A 24409-nucleotide genomic window follows, 5' to 3' on the forward strand; every position below is an offset into this window, starting at 1 on the left:
TGGACGCGAGCAACTGAGGACAAGCCCTCGGCCTATTAGTACCAGTCACCTCCAGCGGTTGCCCGCCTTCCAGATCTGGCCTATCAACCCAGTCGTCTACTGGGAGCCTTAACCCCTCAAGGGGGTGGGAATACTCATCTCGAAGCAGGCTTCCCGCTTAGATGCTTTCAGCGGTTATCCCTCCCGAACGTAGCCAACCAGCCATGCCCTTGGCAGGACAACTGGCACACCAGAGGTTCGTCCGTCCCGGTCCTCTCGTACTAGGGACAGCCCTTCTCAATATTCCTACGCGCACAGCGGATAGGGACCGAACTGTCTCACGACGTTCTAAACCCAGCTCGCGTACCGCTTTAATGGGCGAACAGCCCAACCCTTGGGACCGACTCCAGCCCCAGGATGCGACGAGCCGACATCGAGGTGCCAAACCATCCCGTCGATATGGACTCTTGGGGAAGATCAGCCTGTTATCCCCGGGGTACCTTTTATCCGTTGAGCGACGGCGCTTCCACAAGCCACCGCCGGATCACTAGTCCCGACTTTCGTCCCTGCTCGACCCGTCGGTCTCACAGTCAAGCTCCCTTGTGCACTTACACTCAACACCTGATTACCAACCAGGCTGAGGGAACCTTTGGGCGCCTCCGTTACTCTTTAGGAGGCAACCGCCCCAGTTAAACTACCCATCAGACACTGTCCCTGATCCGGATCACGGACCCAGGTTAGACATCCAGCACGACCAGAGTGGTATTTCAACGGCGACTCCACCATGGCTGGCGCCATGACTTCAAAGTCTCCCACCTATCCTACACAAGCCGAACCGAACACCAATATCAAACTGTAGTAAAGGTCCCGGGGTCTTTCCGTCCTGCTGCGCGAAACGAGCATCTTTACTCGTAGTGCAATTTCACCGGGCCTATGGTTGAGACAGTCGAGAAGTCGTTACGCCATTCGTGCAGGTCGGAACTTACCCGACAAGGAATTTCGCTACCTTAGGATGGTTATAGTTACCACCGCCGTTTACTGGCGCTTAAGTTCTCAGCTTCGCCACCCCGAAGAGTGACTAACCGGTCCCCTTAACGTTCCAGCACCGGGCAGGCGTCAGTCCGTATACATCGCCTTACGGCTTCGCACGGACCTGTGTTTTTAGTAAACAGTCGCTTCTCGCTGGTCTCTGCGGCCACCCCCAGCTCACCGAGTAAATCGGATCACCAGTGATGGCCCCCCTTCTCCCGAAGTTACGGGGGCATTTTGCCGAGTTCCTTAACCATAGTTCACCCGAACGCCTCGGTATTCTCTACCTGACCACCTGAGTCGGTTTAGGGTACGGGCCGCCATGAAACTCGCTAGAGGCTTTTCTCGACAGCATAGGATCATCCACTTCACCACAATCGGCTCGGCATCAGGTCTCAGCCTTGATGTGTGACGGATTTGCCTATCACACGGCCTACACCCTTACCCCGGGACAACCACCGCCCGGGATGGACTACCTTCCTGCGTCACCCCATCACTCACCTACTGCAGGTCTGGTCCGTCGGCTCCACCACTCCCCTTTGCCCGAAGGCTCCGGGGCGGCTTCACGGACTTAGCATCGCCTGGTTCAATGTTTGACGCTTCACAGCGGGTACCGGAATATCAACCGGTTATCCATCGACTACGCCTGTCGGCCTCGCCTTAGGTCCCGACTTACCCTGGGCAGATCAGCTTGACCCAGGAACCCTTAGTCAATCGGCGCACACGTTTCTCACGTGTGTATCGCTACTCATGCCTGCATTCTCACTCGTGAACCGTCCACCACTGCCTTCCGGCGCGGCTTCACCCGGCACACGACGCTCCCCTACCCATCACAGCGGGCGTTGGCCCTATTGCTGCAATGACACGACTTCGGCGGTACGCTTGAGCCCCGCTACATTGTCGGCGCGGAATCACTAGACCAGTGAGCTATTACGCACTCTTTCAAGGGTGGCTGCTTCTAAGCCAACCTCCTGGTTGTCTGTGCGACTCCACATCCTTTCCCACTTAGCGTACGCTTAGGGGCCTTAGTCGATGCTCTGGGCTGTTTCCCTCTCGACCATGGAGCTTATCCCCCACAGTCTCACTGCCGCGCTCTCACTTACCGGCATTCGGAGTTTGGCTAAGGTCAGTAACCCGGTAGGGCCCATCGCCTATCCAGTGCTCTACCTCCGGCAAGAAACACACGACGCTGCACCTAAATGCATTTCGGGGAGAACCAGCTATCACGGAGTTTGATTGGCCTTTCACCCCTAACCACAGGTCATCCCCCAGGTTTTCAACCCTGGTGGGTTCGGTCCTCCACGACCTCTTACAGCCGCTTCAACCTGCCCATGGCTAGATCACTCCGCTTCGGGTCTTGAGCGCGCTACTGAATCGCCCTATTCGGACTCGCTTTCGCTACGGCTTCCCCACACGGGTTAACCTCGCAACGCACCGCAAACTCGCAGGCTCATTCTTCAAAAGGCACGCAGTCACGACGCACTGAGTAAACTCAATGCGCGACGCTCCCACGGCTTGTAGGCACACGGTTTCAGGTACTATTTCACTCCGCTCCCGCGGTACTTTTCACCATTCCCTCACGGTACTATCCGCTATCGGTCACCAGGGAATATTTAGGCTTAGCGGGTGGTCCCGCCAGATTCACACGGGATTTCTCGGGCCCCGTGCTACTTGGGTGTCTCTCAAACGAGCCGTTGATGTTTCGACTACGGGGGTCTTACCCTCTACGCCGGACCTTTCGCATGTCCTTCGCCTACATCAACGGTTTCTGACTCGCCTCACAGCCGGCAGACTGTGAAAGAGAGATCCCACAACCCCTTGCATGCAACCCCTGCCGGGTCTCACACATACAAGGTTTGGCCTCATCCGGTTTCGCTCGCCACTACTCCCGGAATCACGGTTGTTTTCTCTTCCTGCGGGTACTGAGATGTTTCACTTCCCCGCGTTCCCTCCACTTGCCCTATGTGTTCAGGCAAGGGTGACAGCCCATGACGACTGCCGGGTTTCCCCATTCGGAAACCCCCGGATCAAAGCCTGGTTGACGGCTCCCCGGGGACTATCGTGGCCTCCCACGTCCTTCATCGGTTCCTGGTGCCAAGGCATCCACCGTGCGCCCTTAAAAACTTGGCCACAGATGCTCGCGTCCACTGTGCAGTTCTCAAACAACGACCAACCACCCATCACCCTGCCCTGAGGCAAGTTCACTGGGGCCGGCACTGAAGGCAGCCTCTCGGCCGTACCTTCAGACACCCAACAGCGTGCCCGACACCCTTACCGCTTCCCTCATTCTTTCCACGCCCCGAAGAGCAGTACTGGAAGGAGAAGACAGTCAAGAGTGCCGAATAATCAACGTTCCACCCATGAGCAACCACCGTCGAACGTGTGCCGACGTAATGGCCCTGGACCACCAGGCAATGCCTGGCGGCCTAGATGCTCCTTAGAAAGGAGGTGATCCAGCCGCACCTTCCGGTACGGCTACCTTGTTACGACTTCGTCCCAATCGCCAGTCCCACCTTCGACAGCTCCCTCCCACAAGGGGTTGGGCCACCGGCTTCGGGTGTTACCGACTTTCGTGACGTGACGGGCGGTGTGTACAAGGCCCGGGAACGTATTCACCGCAGCAATGCTGATCTGCGATTACTAGCAACTCCGACTTCATGGGGTCGAGTTGCAGACCCCAATCCGAACTGAGACAGGCTTTTTGAGATTCGCTCCGCCTCACGGCTTCGCAGCTCTTTGTACCTGCCATTGTAGCACGTGTGCAGCCCAAGACATAAGGGGCATGATGACTTGACGTCGTCCCCACCTTCCTCCGAGTTGACCCCGGCAGTCTCCTGTGAGTCCCCATCACCCCGAAGGGCATGCTGGCAACACAGAACAAGGGTTGCGCTCGTTGCGGGACTTAACCCAACATCTCACGACACGAGCTGACGACAGCCATGCACCACCTGTACACCGACCACAAGGGGGGCACTATCTCTAATGCTTTCCGGTGTATGTCAAGCCTTGGTAAGGTTCTTCGCGTTGCGTCGAATTAAGCCACATGCTCCGCTGCTTGTGCGGGCCCCCGTCAATTCCTTTGAGTTTTAGCCTTGCGGCCGTACTCCCCAGGCGGGGAACTTAATGCGTTAGCTGCGGCACCGACGACGTGGAATGTCGCCAACACCTAGTTCCCACCGTTTACGGCGTGGACTACCAGGGTATCTAATCCTGTTCGCTCCCCACGCTTTCGCTCCTCAGCGTCAGTAATGGCCCAGAGATCCGCCTTCGCCACCGGTGTTCCTCCTGATATCTGCGCATTTCACCGCTACACCAGGAATTCCGATCTCCCCTACCACACTCTAGCCTGCCCGTATCGACTGCAGACCCGGGGTTAAGCCCCGGGCTTTCACAACCGACGTGACAAGCCGCCTACGAGCTCTTTACGCCCAATAATTCCGGACAACGCTTGCGCCCTACGTATTACCGCGGCTGCTGGCACGTAGTTAGCCGGCGCTTCTTCTGCAGGTACCGTCACTTTCGCTTCTTCCCTGCTGAAAGAGGTTTACAACCCGAAGGCCGTCATCCCTCACGCGGCGTCGCTGCATCAGGCTTTCGCCCATTGTGCAATATTCCCCACTGCTGCCTCCCGTAGGAGTCTGGGCCGTGTCTCAGTCCCAGTGTGGCCGGTCGCCCTCTCAGGCCGGCTACCCGTCGTCGCCTTGGTGAGCCACTACCTCACCAACAAGCTGATAGGCCGCGGGCTCATCCTTCACCGCCGGAGCTTTTAACCCCCACCCATGCAGGCAGGAGTATTATCCGGTATTAGACCCCGTTTCCAGGGCTTGTCCCAGAGTGAAGGGCAGATTGCCCACGTGTTACTCACCCGTTCGCCACTAATCCACCCCGAAGGGCTTCATCGTTCGACTTGCATGTGTTAAGCACGCCGCCAGCGTTCGTCCTGAGCCAGGATCAAACTCTCCGTGAATGTTTTCCCGTAATCGGGACGACACCACGAGAGCGGAACAACCGGTCGGAATAGGACCGGTCGTTCACAGCGTCCTCGCTGATGCGCCTACCAGGCAGTGCCCGGCAGGACTTTTTCAAAGGAACCTCGTCCCGACCGATCGGCCGGAGACGGGGTATCAACATATCTGGCGTTGATTTTTGGCACGCTGTTGAGTTCTCAAGGAACGGACGCTTCCTTTGTACTCACCCTCTCGGGCTTTCCTCCGGGCGCTTCCCTTCGGTCTTGCGTTTCCGACTCTATCAGACCGTTTCCGTATCCGATTTCCTCGGTGCTTTCCAGGTTCCCGCTTCCGCGTTCCCCTTTCCGGCGAGTCCGACTCTATCAGATCCTTTCGGGCCCGATTTCCTCGGCGCTTTCCAGGTAATCCGCTTTCGCGTTTCCCTTTCCAGCGGCTCCGACTTTATCAGAATGTCTGAGTCGGAATTCCCATCCCGGTCGGGGACTGGTTCCGGCGCACGAAGGTGCCGGGTTCCCGTTCAGGCGGAGACGTAAACGTACTGGAGCGGGGCTCCCCGACGCAAATCGAGGCGCCCCGCTCCTGGTTGGCGCTTGTCGGGGGTCAGACCTCGACGACGACCGGGAGGATCATCGGGCGCCGGCGGTAGTTGTCGGAGACCCACTTGCCCAGCGTGCGGCGGATGAGTTGCTGCAGCTGGTGGGGCTCGACCACGCCGTCCTGAGCGGACCGCTCGAGGACTTCCGTGACCTTCGGGATGACATCAGCGAAGGCGGAATCATCGATGCCGGAGCCGCGTGCCTGGACGTGCGGGCCACCCGTCAGCTTGCCCGTGCTGGAGTCCATCACCACGAAGACCGAGATGATGCCCTCGTCGCCGAGGATCTTGCGGTCCTTGAGCGCGGGCTCACCGACGTCACCGACCGAGAGACCGTCGACGTACACATACCCCGCCTGGACCTTGCCGGAGATCTTCGCCTTGCCCTCGATCAGGTCGACGACGACGCCGTCCTCGGCGATCACGATGCGGTCGTGCGGGACGCCGGTCAGGGCTCCGAGCTCGGCGTTGGCCCTCAGGTGGCGCCATTCGCCGTGGACCGGCATCAGGTTGCGCGGCTTGCAGATGTTGTAGAAGTACAGCAGCTCGCCCGCGGAGGCGTGGCCGGAGACGTGCACCTTGGCGTTGCCCTTGTGGACGACGTTCGCGCCCCAGCGGGTCAGGCCGTTGATGACGCGGTAGACCGCGTTCTCGTTGCCCGGGATCAGGGACGACGCCAGGATCACCGTGTCGCCCTGGACGATCCGGATCTGGTGGTCGCGGTTCGCCATCCGGGAGAGGGCGGCCATCGGCTCGCCCTGGGAGCCCGTACAGACGAGGACGATCTCGTGATCCGGGAGGTCGTCGAGCGTCTTGACGTCGACCACCAGGCCCGGCGGGACCTTCAGATAGCCGAGGTCTCGCGCGATGCCCATGTTGCGGACCATCGAGCGCCCGACGAAGGCGACCCTGCGGCCGTACTCGTGGGCGGTGTCGAGGATCTGCTGGATGCGGTGGACGTGGCTGGCGAAGCTCGCCACGATGATCCGCTTGCTGGCGTTGGCGAAGACCTGGCGCAGGACGTTCTGGATGTCGCGCTCGGGCGGGACGAAGCCCGGGACCTCGGCGTTCGTGGAGTCCGAGAGGAGAAGGTCGATGCCTTCCTCGCTCAGGCGCGCGAACGCGTGCAGGTCCGTGAGGCGGCCGTCCAGCGGGAGCTGGTCCATCTTGAAGTCGCCGGTGTGGACGACCATGCCCGCGGGGGTGCGGATGGCGACCGCGAGGGCGTCCGGGATGGAGTGGTTGACCGCGACGAACTCGCAGTCGAAGGGGCCGATGCGCTCACGGTGGCCTTCGGCCACCTCGAGCGTGTAGGGCCGGATGCGGTGCTCCTGGAGCTTCGCCTCGATGAGGGCGAGGGTCAGCTTGGAGCCGATCAGCGGGATGTCCGGCTTCTCGCGCAGGAGGAACGGGACGCCGCCGATGTGGTCCTCGTGGCCGTGCGTGAGCACGATGCCCTCGATGTCGTCGAGGCGGTCCCTGATGGACGTGAAGTCCGGCAGGATCAGGTCGATTCCGGGCTGCTCCTCCTCGGGGAAGAGCACTCCGCAGTCGACGATCAGCAGGCGGCCTCCGTACTCGAAGACCGTCATGTTCCGGCCGATCTCGCCGAGGCCGCCGAGCGGGGTGACCCGGAGGCCGCCCTTCGGGAGGACCGGCGGTGCGCCGAGTTCAGGATGCGGATGACTCAAAAGACTCTCCTCACCACGCGCGCCACGTACCTGGCAAGGCACGTGGCGCGCGTGACGTTCGTGCAGTAGCAGTTGTCTGTGTGGGGTGCAGGCCGATGGCCTACGGGTCTTGCGTATTCAGTTGTGAAGTCTGTGGTTAGAGCTCTACCCCGCCGGCGCCAAGATCGATCTTGAGCTGAGTGGTCTCCTCGGGGGACAGTTCGACCATCGGGGCGCGCAGCGGACCGGCGGGCAGGCCCTGGAGGGCGAGCGCGGCCTTGGTCGTCATGACGCCCTGGGTGCGGAACATGCCGGTGAAGACGGGCAGCAGCTTCTGGTGGATCTCGGTGGCCTTCTGGACGTCGCCCGAGATGTACGCGTCGAGCATCGCGCGCAGTTCCGGGGTGACGACGTGGCCCACGACGGAGACGAAGCCCACCGCGCCGACGGAGAGCAGCGGCAGGTTCAGCATGTCGTCGCCGGAGTACCAGGCGAGGCCGGAGCGGGCGATGGCCCAGCTGGCGCGGCCGAGGTCCCCCTTGGCGTCCTTGTTGGCGACGATACGCGGGTGCTCGGCGAGCCGCACCAGGGTTTCGGTGTTGATCGGGACGCCGCTGCGGCCGGGGATGTCGTAGAGCATGACCGGCAGTTCGGTCGCGTCGGCGATGGCCGAGAAGTGCCGGTACAGGCCCTCCTGCGGGGGCTTGTTGTAGTACGGCGTCACGGTGAGCAGGCCGTGCGCGCCGGTCTTCTCGGCGTCGCGGGCCAGCTCGATGCTGTGGCGGGTGTCGTTCGTGCCGACGCCGGCGACGATGTGGGCGCGGTCGCCCACCGCCTCCAGTACGGCGCGTACGAGCTCCGATTTCTCCGCGTTGCTGGTGGTCGGGGACTCACCGGTGGTGCCGTTGATGATCAGGCCGTCGTTGCCTGCGTCCACCAGGTGGGTGGCGAGCCGCTGAGCGCCGTCGAGGTCGAGTGCGCCGTCCGCCGTGAAGGGCGTGACCATGGCGGTGAGGACCCGCCCGAAGGGGGTCTGCGGAGTGGAGGTCGGAGCCATGGGTAATACGCTACTCGCTGCTCAACGCGGGGTCTGCCCTCGGGAGACACGACAAAGCATGACAAAGGTGGAACCCGGCACTGCCTGCTCGGGGGTTCAAGCAGTGCCGGGTCCGTTTGATCAGGCTAGATGAACTTCGCGAAATGCCGCAATACGGACACTTCGCTCGGCCGATCCGTACATCTGTGCCGGACCGGTGCGCTGGGGCGCGTTATGGCGCCACGCGCCCGTTGGCGTTGTAGGCCGCGTACGTGAGCGGCATGAGCCTGGCCCACTCCGCCTCCATCTTCTCGCCGACCATCTCGATCTCCCGCTGCGGGAAGGACGGGACCTTGGCGAGTTCGTGCTGGGTACGCAGGCCGAGGAAGTGCATCAGGGAGCGCGCGTTGCACGTGGCGTACATCGAGGAGAAGAGGCCGACCGGGAGCACGGCGCGGGCCACCTCGCGGGCCACACCGGCGGCGAGCATCTCCTGGTAGGACGCGTACGCCTGGCGGTAGGAGTCCTCCATCACACGGCCCGTGAGCTCCTGCTGCGCCTGCGTGCCCTCGACGAAGACGTACTTGCCGGGGCGGCCCTCCTGGACCAGCTTCCGGGAGGCGTCCGGGACGTAGAAGACCGGCTCCAGCTCCCTGTAGCGGCCCGATTCCTCGTTGTACGACCAGCCCACGCGGTGCCTCATGAACTCGCGGAAGACGAAGATCGGGGCGCTGATGAAGAAGGTCATCGAGTTGTGCTCGAAGGGGCTGCCGTGCCGGTCCCGCATCAGGTAGTTGATCAGGCCCTTGGAGCGCTCCGGGTCCTTCTGCAGCTCTTCCAGCGACTGCTCCCCGGCAGTCGAGACACGGGCGGCGAACAGCACGTCGGCGTCGGAGGCCGTGTGCTTGATCAGCTCGACGGTGACATCGCTGCGGAAGCTGGGCTTGAGGTCGTCGGCTGAGGTGTCGGTCACGGTGCGGAGGGTCCTTCCCATCGCTGGCTCGGGCGGCGACCACTCTACGGCCCGGCACTGACAACGGGGCGTTCGGTGCCGTGCCGCGACATTCGCCTGCGAACTTCTGCGAATTCGGAGAATCTGGGCACCTCTTGGACCATTCGACCGTCTGTATGAGTGAGAATGATGAGTTCGAGTCACTTTGTCGCCGGACCGTCGTGTCCCCGCGAGCCCTCAGAGGAGAAGCACCGCCCATGTTCCGTCGGCGCGAGCCCGTCCCGTTCGCCTTCATCGCCGAAGCCGACCAGTTCCGCAGCAATGTCGCTCCCCCGCCGCGCGAGCGGCCCTCCGCCGGGCAGATAACCGGCCGGTGGCTCATCGGCCTGACCGTGATCGCCGGGATCGCCGGGTCCCTGATCCTCGGGATGCCCGCCCTGTCACAGGATCAGTCACCTGCGCAGACGCAGGGTTCCCAGGCGTCGGACGGCCGCTGACTCTTCCGGACCCCCAAGGGTGGTGAGCCGGCATCCGGCTCGATAACCTCACCGGGCACAGCCCATGAGTGGATTGAGTGAGGATCAGTCGTGCCCCTGCCCTTCCTGACGGCGGACCGCGTCTTCGACGAGGCGGCGGAGGATGTCGCGCTGCCCTTCGACGACCTCGACCGCTGGCGGCGCCCCTACCGGCCCGGCCCGTGGCGGGTGGGCGCGGCCGCGCTCGTCCTGCTGCTCGCCTCGTTCGTGCTCGTCGCGGCCGTGATCATCGCCGTGGCCGGGACGCTGCCGGCCGCCGGGGCCTGTATGGCCGGGGCGGCGGCCGCCATCCTGAGCGCGCTGCGGCTGCTGCGCGTGGGAGTGTGGGTCAGCGCCCGAGGGCTGCGCAGGGTGGGCTTCTTCGTCACGCACACCACTCCGTGGGAGCAGGTCGTGGCGGTGCGCACGGTGCAGCAGCCGGTGCGCTGGCTGGGACTGCCCCGCACGGTTCAGGGCCAGGCCCTGACGCTCGTACGCGGCGATCGTGCGCCCGGGGACGTGCCGCCGCTGATGACCACGCACAACGCCGACTTCCTGGCGCGTACGGAGGCCTTCGACCGGGCGGCGGACGCCGTCGAGGTGTGGGCCGACGAGTACCGCCGGGTCTGAGACCCCCGCCTCGGCGGATCTCCGCACACGGCTTCGACGGCGAAGGGGCCGGTCCGCTCAGCGCGGGCCGGCCCCTTCGTCGTACGAACCTGGTCAGGCTTCCAGCGTCCGGCCCTCGTGGAGGGCGATGGCCCGCTGCATGGCCTTGCGTGCGCGCGGGGTGTCGCGGGCGTCGTGGTAGGCGATCGCGAGGCGGAACCAGCTGCGCCAGTCGTTGGGCGCGTCCTCGGTCTCGGCCTTGCGGCGGGCGAAGACCTCGTCGGCCGAGTCGCGGTCGATGCGGCCGCCCTCGGTGCGCCTCAGCTCGTCCGGGGGCAGACCGCCCTCGGCGTCGAGCACGGCGGCGAGCCGGTTGGCCTTCCGGACGAACTGGGTGTTCATCCAGAGGAACCAGACACCGATGACCGGCAGGATGAGCACCGCGACACCGAAGGTGACGGTGATCAGGGTGCCGTGCTGGATGAGGAGCACGCCCCGGCTGCCGACCAGGACGAAATACACGACCAGGACGGCGGCCGTGATGGCATAGGTGATCTTCGCGCGCATGTCTGCCGGCTAACTCTTGTACGTCCCCCGGCTCAGCCGAGGTCCAGGAAGTGTTCCAGGCCGAAGGTGAGGCCCGGGGTGGTCACCACGCGGCGGGCGCCGAGCAGGATGCCCGGCATGAAGCTGCTGTGGTGGAGGGAGTCGTGGCGGATCGTCAGGGTCTCGCCCTCGCCGCCGAGCAGGACCTCCTGGTGGGCGAGGAGGCCGCGCAGGCGGACCGCGTGCACGGGCACGCCGTCCACGTCGGCGCCGCGGGCGCCGTCCAGGGCGGTCACCGTGGCGTCGGGCTGCGGAGCGCTGCCCGCGCGCTCCCGGGCCGCCGCGATGAGCTGAGCGGTGCGCGTGGCGGTGCCGCTGGGTGCGTCCACCTTGTTCGGGTGGTGCAGCTCGACGACCTCGACGGACTCGAAGTACGGCGCGGCGACCTCGGCGAACTTCATCGTCAGCACGGCCCCGATGGAGAAGTTGGGCGCGATGAGCACGCCCGTCTCCGGGGAGGCTGCCAGCGAGGTGCCGAGCTGCGCGAGGCGCTCCTCGGTCCAGCCGGTCGTACCGACCACGGCGTGGATGCCGTGCCGGACGCAGAAGTCGAGGTTGCCCATCACCGAGGCGGGCGTGGTCAGCTCGACGACGACCTGCGCCCCCGCGTCGACCAGCGTCTCCAGCTTGTCGCCGCGGCCCAGCGCGGCCACCAGCTCCATGTCCTCGGCGGCCTCGACGGCTCGTACCGCCTCGGCTCCGATCCGGCCCTTGGCACCGAGGACCGCCACGCGCAGCTTGCTCATTGCTTCGTTCCTTACCGAGGGGGATTTACGCGACCGCGTCGTGCAGTCGGGACGCCTGCTTGTCCTTGACCGGGCCGATGACCGCCAGCGAGGGCCGCTGTCCGAGGACGTCCCGGGCGACCGAACGGACCTCGTCCGGGGTGACCGACGCTATCCGGGCCAGCATGTCGTCGACCGACATCTGCTCGCCCCAGCACAGCTCACTCTTGCCGATCCGGTTCATCAGCGCGCCGGTGTCCTCCAGGCCGAGGACCGTGGAGCCCTGGAGCTGGCCGATGGCGCGGCCGATCTCGTCGTCCGAGAGGCCGTGCTCGGCGACCTGGTCCAGTTCGTCGCGGCAGAGCTTGAGGACGTCGTGGACCTGGCTCGGGCGGCAGCCCGCGTAGACGCCGAAGAGGCCGCAGTCGGCGAAGCCCGAGGTGTACGAGTACACGCTGTAGGCCAGACCGCGCTTCTCGCGGACCTCCTGGAACAGGCGCGAGGACATGCCTCCGCCGAGGGCGGTGTTCAGGACGCCGAGGGCCCAGCGGCGGTCGTCGGTGCGGGCCAGGCCCGGCATGCCGAGGACGACATGGGCCTGCTCGGTCTTGCGGCCGAGCAGTTCGACGCGGCCCGCGGTACGGATGCTGCGCCGGCCGTCGCGCGGGGCGATGGGGGCCGCCTCGGCGTTCTTGAAGGCGCCGGCCTTCTCGAAGGCGGCGCGGACCTGGCGTACGACCTTGTTGTGGTCGACGTTGCCCGCGCAGGCCACGACGAGGTGCGTCGGGTCGTAGTGCTTCTTGTAGAAGCGGCGGATGCGGTCCGCGGTGAGGGCGTTGACCGTGTTGACCGTGCCGAGGACCGGGCGGCCGAGGGGGGTGTCGCCGAGCATGGTGTGCGCGAACAGGTCGTGCACGCAGTCGCCCGGGTCGTCCTCGGTCATCGCGATCTCTTCGAGGATCGCGCCGCGCTCGACGTTGACGTCGTCCTCGAGGATGAGCGAGCCGGTCAGCATGTCGCAGACGACGTCGATGGCCAGCGGCAGGTCGGTGTCGAGCACGCGCGCGTAGTAGCACGTGTACTCCTTGGCCGTGAACGCGTTCATCTCGCCGCCGACCGCGTCGATCGCCGAGGAGATGTCCAGGGCGGACCTGCGGTTCGTGCCCTTGAAGAGCAGGTGCTCCAGGTAGTGCGTGGCGCCGTTCAGGGTCGGCGTCTCGTCGCGGGAGCCCACGTGCGCCCAGATGCCGAACGTGGCGGAGCGCACGGAGGGGAGCGTCTCGGTGACGATGCGCAGGCCGCCGGGCAGGGTGGTCTTGCGGACCGTACCGATGCCGTTCGCACCCTTGATGAGGGTTTGGGTACGGGCGACGGCCCGCGCCTCCGAAGAGGTGCGGGCCGTCGTCGTGGAGCTACTCGACGTCACTGGTCGGTGTCGTCCTTCTTCTCATCGTCGCCTTCGCCCTCGATCACGGGGATCAGGGAGAGCTTGCCGCGGGAGTCGATCTCGGCGATCTCGACCTGGACCTTGGAGCCCACGCCGACGACGTCCTCGACGTTCTCCACGCGCTTGCCACCGGCGAGCTTACGGATCTGCGAGATGTGCAGCAGACCGTCCTTGCCCGGGAGCAGCGACACGAACGCACCGAAGGTCGTCGTCTTCACGACGGTGCCCAGGTAGCGCTCGCCGACCTCCGGCATGGTCGGGTTGGCGATCGCGTTGATCGTGGCGCGCGCGGCCTCGGCCTGCGAGCCCTGCTGGGCACCGATGTAGATGGTGCCGTCGTCCTCGATCGTGATGTCGGCGCCGGTGTCCTCCTGGATCTGGTTGATCATCTTGCCCTTGGGGCCGATGACCTCACCGATCTTGTCCACGGGGATCTTGACGGTGATGATCCGCGGGGCGTTCGGGGACATCTCGTCCGGCGTGTCGATCGCTTCCATCATCACGTCGAGGATGTGGAGGCGGGCGTCGCGGGCCTGCTTGAGGGCCGCGGCCAGGACGGAGGCGGGGATGCCGTCCAGCTTGGTGTCGAGCTGGAGGGCGGTCACGAACTCCTTGGTGCCGGCGACCTTGAAGTCCATGTCACCGAAGGCGTCCTCCGCACCGAGGATGTCGGTGAGGGCGACGTAGTGCGTCTGGCCGTCGATCTCCTGGGAGATCAGGCCCATGGCGATACCCGCGACGGCGGCCTTCAGCGGCACACCGGCGTTGAGCAGCGACATGGTCGAGGCGCAGACCGAGCCCATGGACGTCGAGCCGTTGGAGCCGAGGGCCTCGGACACCTGACGGATCGCGTAGGGGAACTCCTCGCGGGTCGGCAGGACCGGCACGATCGCGCGCTCGGCGAGCGCGCCGTGGCCGATCTCGCGGCGCTTCGGGGAGCCGACGCGGCCCGTCTCGCCGACGGAGTACGGCGGGAAGTTGTAGTTGTGCATGTAGCGCTTGCGGGTCACCGGGGAGAGGGTGTCCAGCTGCTGCTCCATACGGAGCATGTTCAGGGTGGTGACGCCCAGGATCTGGGTCTCGCCACGCTCGAACAGCGCCGAGCCGTGCACGCGCGGGATGGCCTCGACCTCGGCGGCCAGCGTACGGATGTCCGTGACGCCGCGGCCGTCGATGCGGACCTTGTCCTTGATGACGCGCTCGCGGACCAGCTTCTTGGTCAGCGAGCGGTACGCGGCGGAGATCTCCTTCTCGCGACCCTCGAACTGCGGGAGCAGCTTCTCGGCGGCGATCTCCTTGACGCGGTCCAGCTCGGCCTCGCGGTCCTGCTTGCCGGCGATGGTGAGCGCCTGGGCGAGCTCGCTCTTGACCGCGGCGGTGAGGGCCTCGAAGACGTCGTCCTGGTAGTCCAGGAAGATCGGGAACTCGCCGGTCGGCTTGGCGGCCTTGGCGGCGAGGTCCGACTGCGCCTTGCACAGGACCTTGATGAAGGGCTTCGCGGCGTCGAGGCCGGCGGCCACGACCTCCTCGGTCGGCGCCTCGGCGCCACCCTGGACCAGCGTGATCGTCTTCTCGGTGGCCTCGGCCTCGACCATCATGATCGCGACGTCGCCGTCCTCCAGGACGCGACCGGCCACGACCATGTCGAAGACGGCGTCCTCGAGCTCGGTGTGCGTCGGGAACGCGACCCACTGGCCGTTGATCAGCGCGACGCGGACGCCGCCGACCGGGCCGGAGAAGGGCAGACCGGCCAGCTGCGTGGACGCGGACGCGGCGTTGATCGCCACGACGTCGTACAGGTGGTCGGGGTTGAGGGCCATGATCGTCGCGACGACCTGGATCTCGTTGCGAAGGCCCTTCTTGAAGGACGGACGCAGCGGGCGGTCGATCAGGCGACAGGTGAGGATCGCGTCCTCGGAGGGACGGCCCTCACGGCGGAAGAAGCTGCCGGGGATCTTGCCGGCGGCGTACATCCGCTCCTCGACGTCCACCGTCAGGGGGAAGAAGTCGAGCTGGTCCTTGGGCTTCTTGGAAGCGGTGGTGGCCGACAGCACCATGGTGTCGTCGTCCAGGTACGCGACGGCGGAGCCGGCGGCCTGCCTGGCCAGCCTGCCCGTCTCGAAGCGGATGGTGCGGGTGCCGAAGGAACCGTTGTCGATAACGGCCTCGGCGTAGTGGGTCTCGTTCTCCACTAGCGTTTTCTCCTCGTCTTCGTCCCGTCCTGCCCGTGTGGCAGGGGGACGGTGGCGGAGAAGCGCTCCTTCTGGTGCGGGCCGGTCTTCGATCGAAGCACCCGGGGCTCTTTCGCCCGGGGGCCACTACCGAGGACCGGCGGCGGCGAGGCGCGCTTCTCCTCGTTCGTTGTCGTGAGATGCCCTACCCGGCGGGTACGGCACCATCACGCTGTGTTCCTACGTGCTGTTTCCTGCGTATTGCGTTGTGCTACCACACTACAAAGCGTCGGTGACACTCCGCACGTAGAGAGCACGTGCGGCAGCACATACAGCAAAAGGAGCGGCTCCCAAGAAGTGGGAACCGCTCCCTTCACGGCGTCTTACTTGGCGCCGCCGGCCGCACCACGGCGGATGCCCAGGCGGTCGACCAGCGCACGGAAGCGCTGGATGTCCTTCTTGGCCAGGTACTGAAGCAGGCGGCGACGCTGGCCGACCAGGATCAGAAGACCACGGCGGGAGTGGTGGTCGTGCTTGTGGGTCTTGAGGTGCTCGGTCAGGTCCGAGATCCGGCGCGAGAGCATGGCGACCTGGACCTCGGGGGAGCCGGTGTCGCCCTCCTTCTGACCGAACTCGCTGATGAGCTGCTTCTTCGTAGCGGCGTCGAGCGGCACGCTTACTCCTTGTAGTCTCGTGTCTGCCACCGAGTGCCCCTGGTCGAATTCTCAGGGGAGCTTCCGTTACTCGGGAGGCGGGGATCCGCTGGGCGCGGCCTCCAGAGCGGCGCTCCGGGGGTGCGTACACAAACGGCCGTTACACAGGGTACCAGCCTGGCCGGACGCGTCTGTCCGGGTCTCCGAACCTTCCCGGACGGCGCGGACCAGGCCACTAGGGTGACGGCAGAGGTCATTCGTACGTGGGGAAGGGGCCGGCGGAACATGGCCGAGGAAGCGGAGAAGGACGTCAAGGCGCGCAAGGAGCGGGAGAAGGACGAGCTCTACGCCCTCGACATCTCGGACGTCGCATGGCAGAGCGCACCGGGCACGGAGGAGCACGAGGAGCGGGTCGAGATCGCCTATCTGCCCGAGGGTGCGGTGGCCATGCGGTCGTCGCTCGACCCCGGGACGGTCCTCCGGTACACGGAGGCGGAATGGCGGGCCTTCGTGCTGGGTGCCCGGGACGGGGAGTTCGACCTGGAGCCCGCGCCCCCGGTGGGCGGTCTGCCGACGGAGTAGCGAGGCGTCGGGGCGGCCGGGGGTCACCGGCCGACCGGGCACGTGGGTGTACGGACGCGACCGGGCGTCGCCGGTGGGCAGGCGCCGACCGGGCCTCGCGGCCGCACGGACGCCGACCGGGCATCGTGAGTGGGCTGACATCGCGGGCCGACGGGCCGACCGGACGTCGCGGGTCGGCAGGCGTCGCGGGCGGCCGGGCCGACGGACGTCGTGAGCCGGGCGGAACGCGGGAACTGTGGGGCCGGCGCGGAGATGTTCTCCGCGCCGGCCCCTTTGTCTCCTTGTCTCTGTCCGCCTTCTTGTTCCACCTTCTCGTTCCGCCTTCTCGTTCCGCTTTCCCTGTCCGCACCTGCCGGCCCCTGTCCGCCTCACGGCCTCTGCCCCGTGAGTCGCTCGGTCACGGGAGACAAGTGGCTCTCCAGTTGCCGTTGTTTGTCCGCTTTGAGGGTCAATGATGAGCGTGCGTACGCCACTTCTGGGCAGGGTGTGACGTAGCGGGCGGTCGCGGGTGGGTGGACAGGCCTGCCCCACGGACAGTCATGGTGATTAGGCTGGGACCGGGCGCGACGCCAGAACCCGTGGACGGGTGGCTCGTGTTCCAGGGGGAGCCGGGTCAATTCGGACAACCTCGCACGGACTTCGGGCGGCCTCGGTCGTCCAAGGACGTCCATGGACGACAAGCAGACGGTCGCCCCGGCACGGCTTGAGGGTGCTCGACCACACCAGGAGGAATTGTGAACAGCGATCGGGACGGGAACCGCGGGGGCTGGGCCACGCCCGGCGATGACCAGTCCGACGCCGAGTCCGCCGTCGAGACGACGGGCGAGTTCACCATCGACTACGCGCCGCCCGCCTGGTACACGCAGAACGCCTCGGGTGGTTCCGGGGATTCGGGGGACACGGGCGGCTCGCGGACATCGAGCGATTCGGGGAACCCGGAAGGCTCGGCGGACTCGGCGGCTTCGGGTGCCTCGACGACTTCGGACAACCCGGCGACTTCGGACAACCCGGCGGCTTCGGACGGTTCGTCGGCCTCGGACGCTCCGGCGGCTACCGCGGTCGGCGCGGAGCCCGTCGGCGGCCCCGAGGCTGTCCGGCCGCCCGTCGCCCAGTCCCCCGTCGCGCAGCCGCAGGCTCCGGCCGTGGCGCCTGTCGCGGACTTCGGTGGCCCGACCGCTCTGCCCGGCCTTCCCGCGGGCGGATTCCAGACGCAGTGGACGCCACCCGCTCCCCCGGCGCCGGTCACCGAGTCCGCTGTGCCGGACGCCGCCTCGCTCACCCCGTCCAACACCCCTTCCGACGAACCGGATTCCTGGAACGGGGACCTGGAGAGCGGCGCGACCATGCGGTTCTCCGCTGTCGCCCTGAAGCGTGAGATCGCGGAACGGTCGGCCTCCGAGGACACCGGGCCCGCGTCTGCGGATGCGCTCTCGGACGAGCCCTCGGATGTGCCGACGGATGCGCCTGCGGCCGACACAGCCACCGGCTCGGACAACGAGGGCCCGGCGGCCCAGGCTGTCTCGGAGACCGAGGGCGCGGCGGAGGCCGTGTCCGAGGCCGAGGGCGGCGCCGAGTCTGGTGGCGAGGGCGGGGACAGTGGCGCCGACGGCGCGACGGACGTCCAGGACGAGACAGAGGCCGAGGCCGAGGCCGAGGCCCCGAGCGCGCCTGAAGCCGTGGGCGAGCTCGATCCCGAGGTTCAGCCCGGTGCCGAGGTCCAGCATCAGCCCGTCGCCGCGCCCGTGACCGTCCCGGAGCCGGTGGCCGCGCCCGAGCCCGTCATTGATCCCGTGCTCGCCTACCAGTCGCTGGAGGCCGCCTCCTCCCAGCGGGCGGGCGTGCCCGACGCACAGGTGGCGGACCGCGCCGCGGTGGCCGACGCCGTGGTCGCGTCCCCGGGTGCCGAGTCCGCCGGAGAACCGATCGGCGCCTCCGCCGAGGCCGAGGTCGCCGATGCCGTGGGGCCGCGTTCCACGGACGACGAGGCCGGCACGGACCCTGCGACCCACGAGGCCGGAGAGCTCGGATCGCAGGACGCCGTCCAGGACGCGGTGCCGGTGCGGGGAGAATCCCTCGTCGGGGAACCGCAGGACGCCGTCCCCGAGGACGGCGAGCCCCAGGACGCGGTGCCCGCGGTCCGGTCCGATGAGCCTGGGGGCGTGCAGGACACACCCCCCGCCTGGGCTCCGCCGCCGCTGCCGCAGGGTGGGCTGCCGCCCTTGCCGCCCGCCTACCAGCCCGCGGCGCCCGCACCGGCCCCGCAGTGGCCCGCCTCCACGGAGCCCGCACCGGCCGCGCAGAGCCAGGTGCCGCACCAGGCACCGGTGCCGCAGCAGGCCCCCACCGCGCCGGCGCCGGGTCAGCCTTTCCAGCCCCCCGCCGCACCGGCACCGGGTCAGCCCTTCCAGCCGACCGCCGCACCGGCACCGGGTCAGCCCTTCCAGCCGACCGCCGCACAGACACCCGCGCCCGGCCAGCCCTTCCAGCCGCCCGCGCCGCAGCCCGTGCCGTCGGCCTGGCCCTCCCCGGGCGCGCCCGTCCCCGCGGGTTCGCCGCAGGGGCCCGTACCCGTGCAGCTCGTCGCGGCCGAGAGCCCCGTACCGAATCCGCCGCAGGCTCAGCCCTCGGTACCGCCTGCCCCGGTCGCCGAGGCGCCCGTACCGAATCCGCCGCAGCAGGGGCACTACGGGTTCCCCCAGCCCGGCACTCCGGACCCGGCCTCCGCCCCGCAGGGCAGCTACGGCTTCCCGCGGCCCGGCGCGCCCTCCCCCGCCCAGGAGGCCCCGCCCGCCCAGGCCTCGGGGTACGGGTTCCCGCAGCAGAATGCCCCCGCCCCGGATCAGCAGCCGCCTGCTGCGCCCGCCCCCGCCCCGGGCTACGGATTCCCGCAGCAGGACGCCGCGCCCCAGGACCAGCGACCGCCCTACCCGGGCGCCTCACAGGCTCCCGGTTACGGGTTCCCGCAGCCCCCCGCGCCCGCGCCGAACGCCGTGCCGCCGCACGCACCGGCTCCCGCTCCCGTCCCGCAGCAGGGCTACGGATTCCCGCAGCCGGCGGCCGACTCGCCTGCCCCGCAGCCCGGTTACGACCTCGCGCAGCCGCAGCCGCAGCCGCAGCCCCCGGCGCCGGCCCAGCCGCAGCCTCCGCACCAGCCGGGCCCGGAGTCCGTACAGCAGCAGCCCACGGCGCCCGTCGACCCGCGGACCGGCACCGCCTGGCCGCAGCCCGTGCGGCACGATCAGCGGCAGCCCGTGAATCCCGGTGCGGCCCCGCTCGGGTACACCGCGGCGGTGGAGCTCTCTTCCGACCGGCTGCTCAACAACAAGAAGCAGAAGGTCAAGAGCGGTCGTCCGGCCGCCGCGTCGTCGCGTTTCAAGCTGGGCGGGAAGAAGGAAGAGGCCGAGCGGCAGCGGAAGTTGGAGCTGATCCGGACTCCGGTGCTCTCCTGCTACCGGATCGCCGTCATCAGCCTCAAGGGCGGTGTCGGCAAGACGACCACGACCACCGCGCTCGGCTCCACGCTCGCCACCGAACGGCAGGACAAGATCCTCGCCATCGACGCCAACCCGGACGCGGGCACGCTCGGCCGCCGGGTGCGTCGCGAGACCGGCGCCACCATTCGTGACCTCGTGCAGGCGATCCCGTACATCAACTCGTACATGGACATCCGGCGGTTCACCTCCCAGGCGCCCTCCGGGCTGGAGATCATCGCCAACGACGTCGACCCGGCCGTGTCCACGGCCTTCAACGACGAGGACTACCGGCGCGCGATCGACGTCCTGGGCAAGCAGTACCCGATCATCCTGACCGACTCCGGTACGGGTCTGCTGTACAGCGCGATGCGCGGGGTGCTCGACCTCGCCGACCAGCTCATCATCATCTCGACGCCGTCGGTGGACGGGGCGAGCAGCGCCAGTACGACACTGGACTGGCTGTCGGCGCACGGCTACGCGGACCTCGTCTCGCGGTCGATCACCGTCATCTCCGGCGTGCGCGAGACCGGCAAGATGATCAAGGTGGACGACATCGTCAGCCACTTCGAGACGCGCTGCCGGGGTGTCGTGGTCGTGCCGTTCGACGAGCACCTCTCCGCGGGTGCCGAGGTCGACCTCGACATGATGCGGCCCAAGGTGCGGGAGGCGTACTTCAACCTCTCCGCGATGGTCGCCGAGGACATCGCGCGGCACCAGCAGTCGCTCGGGCTGTGGACGAACGACGGCAACCCGCCGCCGGTGGCCGCGCCGCCGATGCCGGGCCAGTACGTGCCCGGACAGTACGTTCCCGGACAGCAGGTGCCTGGACAGCAGGTTCCGGGGCAGCCAGCACCGGGGCACCCCGCGCCGGGGCAGGCTCCGCAGCAGCCGCAGCCCGGACAGCCGTACGCCCAGCCGGGGCAGCCCTATCCGCAGCAGCCCGGGCAGCCCTATCCGCAGGGGCCGGGGCAGGGCTATCCGGCGCCCGGGCAGGCGTACCCGCAGCCGGGTCAGCCCTACCAGCCGGACCAGGGGCAGACCCCGCCGCCTCCGGCACCCCCTCGGCAGTAGCCGGTAACCCGATCGGCCCCATCGAGGGGACCGATTCCCGCGAAGGCCCGCACCGTTCACCGACGGTGCGGGCCTTCGCGTTTCCGGGGACGGCACCAGCGCGTGTCCAGGGACGTCAGAAGCCGTCAGGCCGTCACCTGGGGTGCTTCACCGGTCTGAACCAATGAGCGAAAAATTCGCGTCAACTCGTTATTTCCGCAGGCCACATGGGGTTCATGCGCCGTTGACTCGCGCAGACGAGCGCTGGTAGACACACACATCAACCCGTCGGCGCCAGCCCGATCACGTCGTTCAACCAGCCATCTCTGTGCAAGCGATGACGCGAGGTCACCGACCCATGAACACACAAGATCAGCACCACAGAGGCCTGCTGCGCCCCCGGCTCATCGCCGCCGCAGGGGTCGCCGCCCTCACCCTCTCCGCCGGTCTCGCGACCCCCCTCAATCCGGCGCCGCAGCAGGCCCAGGCCAAGGAGAGCAAGAAGGTCCTCACGGTCGCGGTCGCGCAGAGCGTCGACTCGCTGAGCCCCTTCCTGGCGTCGCGGCTCGTCAGTACGAGCATCCACCGGCTCATGTACGAGTACCTGACCAACTACGACCCGGCGGACAACCACGCGATCCCGGGCCTCGCCACCAAGTGGGAGCCGTCCGCGGACAAGCTGACCTGGACGTACACGATCCGCTCCAACTCCGCGTGGTCGGACGGACAGCGGGCCACCGCCGAGGACGCGGCGTGGACGTTCAACAAGATGATGACCGACGACGGCGCGGCCACCGCCAACGGCAGCTTCGTCGCCAACTTCAGGAAGGTCACCGCTCCCAGCGCCACCCGGCTGGTGATCGAGCTGAAGAAGCCGCAGGCCACGATGGCCGCGCTCGATGTGCCGATCGTGCCGAAGCACGTCTGGGAGAAGGTCGGTGACTTCTCCAAGTTCAACAACGACAAGAGCTTCCCGATCGTCGGCAACGGACCGTTCGTCCTGACGGACTACAAGGCCGACAGCTACGTACGCCTGAAGCCCAACAAGAGCTTCTGGCGCGGGGCGCCCAAGTTCGACGAGCTGGTGTTCAAGTACTACAAGGACGGGGACGCGGCCGTCGCGGCGCTGCAGAAGGGCGAGGTGTCCTTCGTCTCCGGTCTGACTCCGGCGCAGTCGGCCGCGCTCGAGTCCGAGCGGAACATCAAGGTCAACGACGCCCCGGGGCGCCGCTTCTACGCCCTGGCCACCAACCCCGGCGCCCAGGCCAAGGACGGCAAGCGCTTCGGTGACGGCGCCGAGTCCCTGCTCAACCAGAAGGTCCGCCAGGCGCTGTTCCTCTCGATCGACCGGCAGACGCTGATCGACAAGGTCTTCCAGGGTCACGCCGTCGCGGGCGAGGGCTACATCCCGCCGCGCTTCTCGACGTACTTCTGGAAGCCGTCGGCGAGCCAGGCGATGGCCTACGACCCGGCGAAGGCGGCGAAACTCCTCGACCAGGCGGGCTACAAGAAGAACGGCGACGGCAAGCGCGTCGAGAAGAACGGCAAGCCCATCAACTACCGGATCCTTTGCCACGCGACCGACCCGAACGACAAGGCGGTCGGGCAGTACGTGAAGGAGTGGTTCGGGAAGCTGGGCATCGGGGTCACGCTCAACTGCCTGGACAACGTGACCGACCCCTGGCTGGCCGGCAAGTACGACCTCGCCTTCGACGGCTGGTCCGTCAACCCGGACCCCGACTTCGTCCTGTCGATCCACACCTGCGGCGCGCTGCCCGCCACTGCCAAGGACACGGGCGCGACGGACAACTTCATCTGCGACAAGAAGTACGACGCGCTGTACGACCAGCAGCTCGCCGAGTACGACACCACCAAGCGGACCGACCTCGTCAAGCAGATGGAGTCGCGGCTGTACGACACCGGGTACATGAACGTCATGGCGTACCCGAACGCGGTCGAGGCCTATCGCACCGATCAGATCAAGTCGATCGAGACGATGCCCAAGGCCGCGGGCAACATCTACGGCCAGGACGGTTACTGGAGCTGGTGGTCGGCGGTTCCGGCGGGCTCCTCCGGTGCGTCCTCCGACGGTTCGGACTCGACGGGCGTCATCATCGGCATCGTCGCGGGCGTCGTCGTCCTCGTGGGGGCCGGTGCGTTCTTCGCGCTGCGCCGCCGCTCGACGGCCGAGGACCGTGAGTAGCGCGCGCACCGCACCCGAGGGCACCCCGCACGAAGACCCGCGGGGTCCCGATGAACGTACGAGCGAATGAGTAGTTCATGACCGCTGAGGCAACACCCTCGCTGGTCGAGGCGACCGGCGGTCCGGCAGCGGCCGGGCCGTCGGTCCGCGGGACGAAGGCGCGCACCCGGACCGCCTACCCGCGGTACGTGGCGGGCAAGTTGGGCGGCGCGGCCGTCTCCCTGCTCGCCGTCCTCGTCACCAGCTTCTTCCTCTTCCGGCTCATCCCCGGCGACCCGGTCAAGTACATGACCGGCGGCCGCCAGGTGTCCGCCGAACAACTGGCCAACTACCGCAAGGAGTTCGGTCTCGATCTGCCCATGTGGGAGCAGTTCACCGACTACTGCGGCAAGGCGCTCACCGGCGATCTCGGCACCTCCTACCAGTTCCGCGCCCCCGTCATCGACAAGATCACCGAGGCGCTGCCGAACACCCTCCTGCTCACCGGGACGGCGTTCGTCCTCTACACCGCGCTCGGCATCTTCATCGGCACCCGCTCCGCGTGGCGCAACGGCGGGAAGAGCGACCGCATCAACACCGGTCTGGCGCTGACCCTCTACTCGATCCCGTCCTTCTGGCTGGGGCTGCTGCTCATCATCGTCTTCTCGGTGGGCATGGGCCCGATCCCCGGTCTCTTCCCGACCGGCGGCATGGAATCGGGGGGCGAGGAGGGCTTCGCGTACGTCCTCGATGTCGCCCACCATCTGGTCCTGCCGGTGGTGACGCTGGTCGCCGTCGAGTACGGGCAGACCCTGCTGGTGACGCGCTCGGCGCTGCTCGACGAGATGGGCAGCGACTATCTGACCACGGCCCGGGCGAAGGGGCTGCGGGACGACCTCGTACGCCGTCGGCACGCCGTGCCCAACGCGCTGCTGCCCACCGTCACCCTGATCTTCATCAACCTCGGCCGGACGGTCGCGGGCGTGATCCTCGTGGAGACCGTCTTCTCCTGGCCCGGCCTCGGCGGGCTCTTCTACCAGGCGCTGAGCGTGCCCGATCTGCCGCTGGTGCAGGGGCTGTTCTTCGTCTTCGCGGCAGCGGTGATCGTGATGAACACGCTGGCCGACCTGATCTATCCGCTGCTGGACCCACGGGTGGGCCGATGAC

14 protein-coding genes and 2 rRNA genes are annotated in these 24409 nt (G+C 67.1%); 6 read left to right on the plus strand and 10 right to left on the minus strand.

What is annotated here, in order from left to right; genetic code table 11:
- Window positions 1-15: 15 nt before the first annotated feature.
- From OOK38_RS04565 to thyX, 5 genes are all read right to left on the minus strand, one after another.
- Window positions 16-3138: ribosomal RNA gene (locus OOK38_RS04565) — 23S ribosomal RNA — on the minus strand.
- A gap of 311 nt (window positions 3139-3449) precedes the next feature.
- Window positions 3450-4975, minus strand: a 16S ribosomal RNA gene (locus OOK38_RS04570).
- Together the 16S and 23S rRNA genes form the textbook arrangement of a ribosomal RNA operon.
- 601 nt (window positions 4976-5576) lie before the next feature.
- Window positions 5577-7262: a ribonuclease J gene (locus OOK38_RS04575; protein WP_266763354.1), complete on the minus strand. Its 1686-nt coding sequence runs from the start codon at window positions 7260-7262 to the stop codon at window positions 5577-5579.
- Window positions 7263-7398: 136 nt separating this feature from the next.
- Window positions 7399-8298: a 4-hydroxy-tetrahydrodipicolinate synthase gene (gene dapA / locus OOK38_RS04580; RefSeq protein ID WP_266763353.1), complete on the minus strand. Its 900-nt coding sequence runs from the start codon at window positions 8296-8298 to the stop codon at window positions 7399-7401.
- A 211-nt stretch (window positions 8299-8509) separates the two neighbouring features.
- Entirely contained in the window at window positions 8510-9250 is a 741-nt protein-coding gene (thyX, locus tag OOK38_RS04585; RefSeq protein ID WP_266763352.1) for an FAD-dependent thymidylate synthase, read from the minus strand.
- Window positions 9251-9486: 236 nt separating this feature from the next.
- On the opposite strand from thyX, the gene OOK38_RS04590 reads away from it, so the two are divergent.
- Both OOK38_RS04590 and OOK38_RS04595 read left to right on the plus strand, forming a co-directional pair.
- Window positions 9487-9726, plus strand: coding sequence for a hypothetical protein (locus OOK38_RS04590; protein WP_266763351.1), 240 nt, complete (start codon window positions 9487-9489; stop codon window positions 9724-9726).
- A 90-nt stretch (window positions 9727-9816) separates the two neighbouring features.
- Window positions 9817-10374 carry a hypothetical protein gene (locus tag OOK38_RS04595; RefSeq protein WP_266848129.1) on the plus strand — a complete coding sequence of 186 codons (558 nt, stop codon included), beginning with the start codon at window positions 9817-9819 and terminating at the stop codon, window positions 10372-10374.
- A gap of 93 nt (window positions 10375-10467) precedes the next feature.
- Here OOK38_RS04595 and OOK38_RS04600 read toward each other — a convergent pair whose 3' ends face one another.
- The 5 genes from OOK38_RS04600 to rpsO all read right to left on the minus strand — a co-directional run bounded on the left by OOK38_RS04600 (window position 10468) and on the right by rpsO (window position 15976).
- Window positions 10468-10920 carry a hypothetical protein gene (locus OOK38_RS04600; RefSeq protein ID WP_266763349.1) on the minus strand — a complete coding sequence of 151 codons (453 nt, stop codon included), beginning with the start codon at window positions 10918-10920 and terminating at the stop codon, window positions 10468-10470.
- A gap of 32 nt (window positions 10921-10952) precedes the next feature.
- A complete protein-coding gene (gene dapB, locus OOK38_RS04605; protein WP_266763348.1) occupies window positions 10953-11705 on the minus strand; it encodes a 4-hydroxy-tetrahydrodipicolinate reductase in 753 nt (250 codons plus the stop codon).
- Between the two features lie 25 nt (window positions 11706-11730).
- Entirely contained in the window at window positions 11731-13110 is a 1380-nt protein-coding gene (locus OOK38_RS04610) for a pitrilysin family protein (RefSeq protein ID WP_266763347.1), read from the minus strand.
- Window positions 13107-15323, minus strand: a complete 2217-nt coding sequence (locus OOK38_RS04615) for a polyribonucleotide nucleotidyltransferase (RefSeq protein WP_266763346.1) — start codon at window positions 15321-15323, stop codon at window positions 13107-13109. The genes OOK38_RS04610 and OOK38_RS04615 overlap by 4 nt, the downstream gene beginning before the upstream one ends.
- Before the next feature lie 362 nt (window positions 15324-15685).
- Window positions 15686-15976, minus strand: coding sequence for a 30S ribosomal protein S15 (gene rpsO / locus OOK38_RS04620; RefSeq protein ID WP_081219736.1), 291 nt, complete (start codon window positions 15974-15976; stop codon window positions 15686-15688).
- 264 nt (window positions 15977-16240) lie between these two features.
- Here rpsO and OOK38_RS04625 point away from each other — a divergent pair, with 264 nt between their 5' ends.
- The 4 genes from OOK38_RS04625 (at window position 16241) to OOK38_RS04640 (ending at window position 24408) form a co-directional block, all read left to right on the plus strand.
- The gene (locus OOK38_RS04625) at window positions 16241-16537 is read left to right on the plus strand and encodes a DUF397 domain-containing protein (RefSeq protein WP_266763345.1); all 297 of its coding nucleotides are present in this window, start codon (window positions 16241-16243) and stop codon (window positions 16535-16537) included.
- A gap of 734 nt (window positions 16538-17271) precedes the next feature.
- Entirely contained in the window at window positions 17272-21081 is a 3810-nt protein-coding gene (locus OOK38_RS04630; RefSeq protein WP_266848131.1) for an SCO5717 family growth-regulating ATPase, read from the plus strand.
- Window positions 21082-21418: 337 nt separating this feature from the next.
- Window positions 21419-23263 (plus strand): ABC transporter substrate-binding protein, encoded by a 1845-nt coding sequence (locus tag OOK38_RS04635; protein ID WP_266763343.1) that lies wholly within the window; start codon window positions 21419-21421, stop codon window positions 23261-23263.
- Window positions 23264-23340: 77 nt separating this feature from the next.
- Window positions 23341-24408 (plus strand): ABC transporter permease, encoded by a 1068-nt coding sequence (locus tag OOK38_RS04640; protein WP_266763342.1) that lies wholly within the window; start codon window positions 23341-23343, stop codon window positions 24406-24408.
- Window position 24409: the final 1 nt, after the last annotated feature.

It is taken from the genome of Streptomyces sp. NBC_00568, assembly GCF_026341855.1.
Lineage (GTDB): Bacteria > Actinomycetota > Actinomycetes > Streptomycetales > Streptomycetaceae > Streptomyces.

Excerpts from the sequence above, each read along its gene's own strand:
- dapA (WP_266763353.1), bottom strand. The coding sequence starts at position 8,298 with ATGGCTCCGACCTCCACTCCGCAGACCCCCTTCGGGCGGGTCCTCACC.
- OOK38_RS04590 (WP_266763351.1), top strand. The coding sequence starts at position 9,487 with ATGTTCCGTCGGCGCGAGCCCGTCCCGTTCGCCTTCATCGCCGAAGCC.
- OOK38_RS04600 (WP_266763349.1), bottom strand. The coding sequence starts at position 10,920 with ATGCGCGCGAAGATCACCTATGCCATCACGGCCGCCGTCCTGGTCGTG.
- dapB (WP_266763348.1), bottom strand. The coding sequence starts at position 11,705 with ATGAGCAAGCTGCGCGTGGCGGTCCTCGGTGCCAAGGGCCGGATCGGA.
- OOK38_RS04625 (WP_266763345.1), top strand. The coding sequence starts at position 16,241 with ATGGCCGAGGAAGCGGAGAAGGACGTCAAGGCGCGCAAGGAGCGGGAG.
- OOK38_RS04635 (WP_266763343.1), top strand. The coding sequence starts at position 21,419 with ATGAACACACAAGATCAGCACCACAGAGGCCTGCTGCGCCCCCGGCTC.
- OOK38_RS04640 (WP_266763342.1), top strand. The coding sequence starts at position 23,341 with ATGACCGCTGAGGCAACACCCTCGCTGGTCGAGGCGACCGGCGGTCCG.